A 4,252-nucleotide genomic window follows, 5' to 3' on the forward strand; every position below is an offset into this window, starting at 1 on the left:
TCGCTATTTCAGAAAGTGGCTCCTTACGGGAAGGAATGGCAGTAAAAATGAAGTTTGATGCTTATCCGTTTCAAGATTATGGAGTAGTAGAAGGAAAGGTAATCAAAATTTCTCCAACCTCCAAGGTGACGGAAACGGAGCAGGGTAAAGTGCCTACCTATGACCTAGAAATTAAACTCAATAAAACCTGTATGCCCACACCAAAGGAATGTATTGCTCTCCGCCCAGGAGACACGGCAACAGCAGAAGTTATTGTCCGGCAGCGTCGAATTATGGATTTAGTTCTGGATCCATTTAAGAAGTTACAGCAGGGGGGTTTGGAATTGTAGCGCTATTGGAAGGGAATCGGGAATCGGGAATCGGGAATCGGGAATTGGGAAAGATAGGGAGGTGTGGGGAGTTGGACATATAGCGCTACGGGCAAGGCAAAAGGCAAAAGGCAAAAGGCAAAAGTTTACTATCACAGCTTTTCTACTTGTATAAATGTCCTCACCTTAATCGGTAGTGCTATAATCAGCGACTGCATCAAGACAATGAGCACAATGCTATATGTAACAGTTTTCTCTCCCATGAGGAAGGGATCCCCCTAAATCCCCCTTAATAAGGGGGACTTTGAGGCAATAAAGCGTACCTCATAACTGCGATAAACGCGCTGATAACATTTCTCATAGTAATGAAGTACACAAGATTTTTTCCCTCTTCTCTCTTGCCTCTTGCCTCTTGCCTACTCCCGACTCCCGATTCCCGATTCCCGATTCCCGACTCCCGATTCCCGATTCCCGATTCCCGATTCCCTCTTGCCTCTTGCCTCTTGCCTACTCCCGACTCCCGATTCCCGATTCCCGATTCCCGATTCCCGATTCCCGATTCCCGATTCCCGATTCCCTCTTGCCTCTTGCCTCTTGCCTACTCCCTACTCCCTGCTCCCTGCTCCCTACTCCCTATTCCCTTACTGTCCAATCAACAATTACCAATAAATAATCATGTTACCAGCTATTACGATTACCACTGACGATATTTTTAACCAAGTCAAGCTATCCTGCCAAATCCCAGAAATTATTGAAGGGCTTGTTACCCGGAAGATTATTGCCGCTTGTGCAGAAAATGCTGGCATCCGTGTAGAAATTCAAGAACTTCAAAACGCAGCAGACCAATTCCGATTAATGAACAAACTTGAGAATTCCGAGGACACTTGGGCATGGCTGCAAAAATATAGTATGTCTTTAGATGATTTTGAAGAAGTAGTTTACACTAATTTGATGGCTGGTAAGGTAGTTCAACATCTGTTTGCGGATAAAGTTGAACCCTATTTCTTTGAACATCAGCTCGATTATGCTGCTGCCGTTATTTACGAAGTGGTTTTAGATGATAAAGACCTAGCCATGGAACTGTTTTATGCCCTCGATGAAGGGGAGACAAGTTTCTATGAGATTGCTCACGAATACATCCAGGATAATGAGTTACGGCGCTCTGGAGGATATCGGGGAATTGTTAAGCGTCAGGAGTTTAAGCCGGAGATTTCTGCTGCTGTTTTTGCTGCTGAGCCGCCACAGTTGCTTAAGCCGATTGTGAGTTCTAAGGGAGTGCATCTGATTTTGGTGGAGGAGATTGTTAAATCGGAATTGGATGATAAGTTGCGGTCTGAGATTATGTCTGATTTGTTTAGTGGGTGGTTGAAGGGACAGATTGGGGAAGTTGAAGTTGTTAAGGAAGTTGAATGCAGTAGCTTAAGTTCTAAGTCTTAACTACAACTTTTAAATTAATACTGACTGTACTAGTTTTGATGTCTAGTTATTAATTTACTGTCACACCATTGGTTACATCCAATGGTGTGTAGATATCTTCAGAGCCAGGATTGAGGTAGGGACGCTCTAGGTCTATTCCGTATTGCTCAAACTGCTTGAGTATATATTTCATTCGAGCTTCTGGGGATTCATCACCTTTCTTGTGAGCTTCCATTAAAGCATTGGCAATAATTTGGCAGCGGTTCATCCCAAAATCTTCAACAGATCTAATTTGCTGTTTGGGTGATTCTGCTAAAGCCAGCCCTGGTGCAAGCATCTTAGTGAAGATAGGAATCTGATTATGAAAGTGCAATTGGTTTTCTGCATAAACATTCTGTAGCACTGGTCTAACTAACTCGTAGTCCTCCGGAGCAAATCGAAGCATTCCTGCATCATAACGTCCGTAGTTAGAAGGATTGTACAAGGTCATGAAGGTGAAGGGTAATTTAATATCATTTAATTGTGCAGTTAGAGTTTTCATTACTGCAACTGCACCTTCAGCGCTAAAGTTGAAGTAAACAACTAATGGGTAAATGCTAAAGTTAAAGTCAACTAAAGCGTCTCCAATCACTGTATAAAACCCACGCTTGAATTGGTGAGGAGGTATTCTCACTGCTACCAGATCACCCACAGCGGCTAATTGGTGTGCTAACTGAAGATGATACTCTCGCTGAATATGTATTGTCACATTTTCATGTTCGACTGCAAGACTGCCATCAGCTTCTTGTCTAACCACACGAAAGTTTTGGTAAAAGCTCCCCTTACCCCTATTGTTTTGATTTAGTTGCGCATAAAATTCCCAGTCTATTTCAAATATTTTAACAGCACTTTTTTCTAAATCAATGTAATCTTGATTAACTTTTATAATGGTTTCCTGTGTAAGTGAACCTTCGTAGTAAATACGACGAAGTATACTATTTAAACTTGCATTGATGTAATTCTCCTGAATTTCCTCAGGTAATTGCTGAAGTTGTTTTATTAACTCTGCAGGAAGTTTTTCAGACTTGTAGTTAATATTACATACAAAAAAATCGGAAAAATTAATTTGAACATGAGCAGCAATATCTTGAAGTGTTTGAAGTGAATACATAAGTTTAGTTTGGACGTAATCAAAATTATATTTTTTACTAAAATTTGTGGTGTTTAACTAACATTTTTTTAAAAAATATTTATAACATAAACCCAATTTATTTTTAACAAATTACTCAATCAACAAGGCTATTTATTGTTAAATTTGGCAAAAGAGATTTCAAAGAATTTTCTGGATCACATAGCATTTTATGGGATAAATTAAGTATAAATATTCCTTGGTTATTCAACCCTTTGAATGAATTAATTATGGTTATTATTTTATAAATTAACCCAAGACCAGTAAACTGGATAACTCGCTCTAGAAAGCAAGGATAAGATTGAATAATTTCTGGAAATTTACTAATGTAACCTCTGAGTAATGCTAACACTGAAGGTTGAATGGCTTCTAAAGGTATTACTGCTAGCTGGAATGATTTATTCAATGCCAGAGCAGGATGTAAAAATATACTATTTATCCATAAACTAAAATAGTCGGCAATCACCGTTCCTAGATCAAACGCTGGATCACCCCAACTACAGTTATCCCAGTTAATAATCTTAATAAGATTATTATCAAATTGCTTACTATGAAGTAACATATCTTCCCACTCTCTTGGGATTAAAATGTTATCTAAACAATAACTATTGTTGGTTAGACAATAGTTATTATGATCTGAAATCAGCTTTTTGACTACCTTATTCATACTTTCATCTCTTTGATATAACTTCATGAATTTCATAGATTCAGATGGCGAAATAAAGAATGTTTCAGGAGTAATTTTTTCTCTTAGATAAAAAGGATAAGGAAATTCATAGCAAAGTGTTTCTCCAACACTTTTGTTCAGAAATGTATGGCATTCTTTATTAACCATAGTCTCTTTATGTAGAGATGCCAAAGATATACCTAATAACTCCGCAAGTTTCGTTTCAAAAGCTTTATTTTTTAGGTAATAATCTCTTAAATTAAAATAATATTTAGGACATTTATAGATAAGTATTGAGTTATTTGTATCAAATTGAAGTATCTCTAAGCACAAGGAAGCAGTGTAGTCTAAACCAGGGGTAAATTGTAAAAATTTCTGGAGTTGCCATTCATTCAGAACTTTGTTTTTGATACCATCAATATAATTGTAATGTTCTTGCTTAATAACTATATTAAAATCACTCAGAGTTCTGATAAAAAAAATCCTACTGCATTCTATTTCACTCCCTATTACTTCTAAGATATCAATGTTGACTGATTCTAAGTTATGTTGTTGGTAGATACCAGAATTAATTAAGTAATTCTTGACGTTATTCGAGCTTAATTTTATGATCATAAATAGCCTCCATATTCTGTATAATAAATAGGAAAAATGGGAGTAAATATATCTAATGATAGCTCCCAGTTTCCCTAA

At 37.4% G+C, this 4,252-nt stretch carries 5 protein-coding genes; 3 read left to right on the forward strand and 2 right to left on the reverse strand.

Going from position 1 to position 4,252, the window contains the following annotated elements; genetic code table 11:
- The 3 genes from F6K37_RS33330 to F6K37_RS33340 all read left to right on the forward strand — a co-directional run.
- Window positions 1-329, forward strand: a 329-nt coding sequence (locus F6K37_RS33330) for a beta-barrel domain-containing protein (protein ID WP_287254964.1), incomplete at its 5' end; no start/stop codon positions are given.
- A gap of 344 nt (window positions 330-673) precedes the next feature.
- On the forward strand, window positions 674-1,012 hold the full coding sequence (locus tag F6K37_RS33335) for a hypothetical protein (RefSeq protein WP_287254966.1): 339 nt from the start codon (window positions 674-676) through the stop codon (window positions 1,010-1,012).
- Window positions 984-1,745: a peptidylprolyl isomerase gene (locus tag F6K37_RS33340; protein WP_287254968.1), complete on the forward strand. Its 762-nt coding sequence runs from the start codon at window positions 984-986 to the stop codon at window positions 1,743-1,745. The genes F6K37_RS33335 and F6K37_RS33340 overlap by 29 nt, the downstream gene beginning before the upstream one ends.
- A gap of 49 nt (window positions 1,746-1,794) precedes the next feature.
- On the opposite strand, the gene F6K37_RS33345 is transcribed toward F6K37_RS33340, so the two are convergent.
- Both F6K37_RS33345 and F6K37_RS33350 read right to left on the reverse strand, forming a co-directional pair.
- Window positions 1,795-2,874 (reverse strand): T3SS effector HopA1 family protein, encoded by a 1,080-nt coding sequence (locus F6K37_RS33345; protein WP_287254970.1) that lies wholly within the window; start codon window positions 2,872-2,874, stop codon window positions 1,795-1,797.
- A gap of 115 nt (window positions 2,875-2,989) precedes the next feature.
- A partial coding sequence (locus F6K37_RS33350; RefSeq protein WP_287254972.1) for a protein kinase family protein occupies window positions 2,990-4,252 on the reverse strand: 1,263 nt, incomplete at its 5' end.

The sequence above is a fragment of the Moorena sp. SIO4E2 genome, from assembly GCF_010671945.1.
Taxonomy (GTDB): Bacteria; Cyanobacteriota; Cyanobacteriia; order Cyanobacteriales; family Coleofasciculaceae; genus Moorena; species Moorena producens.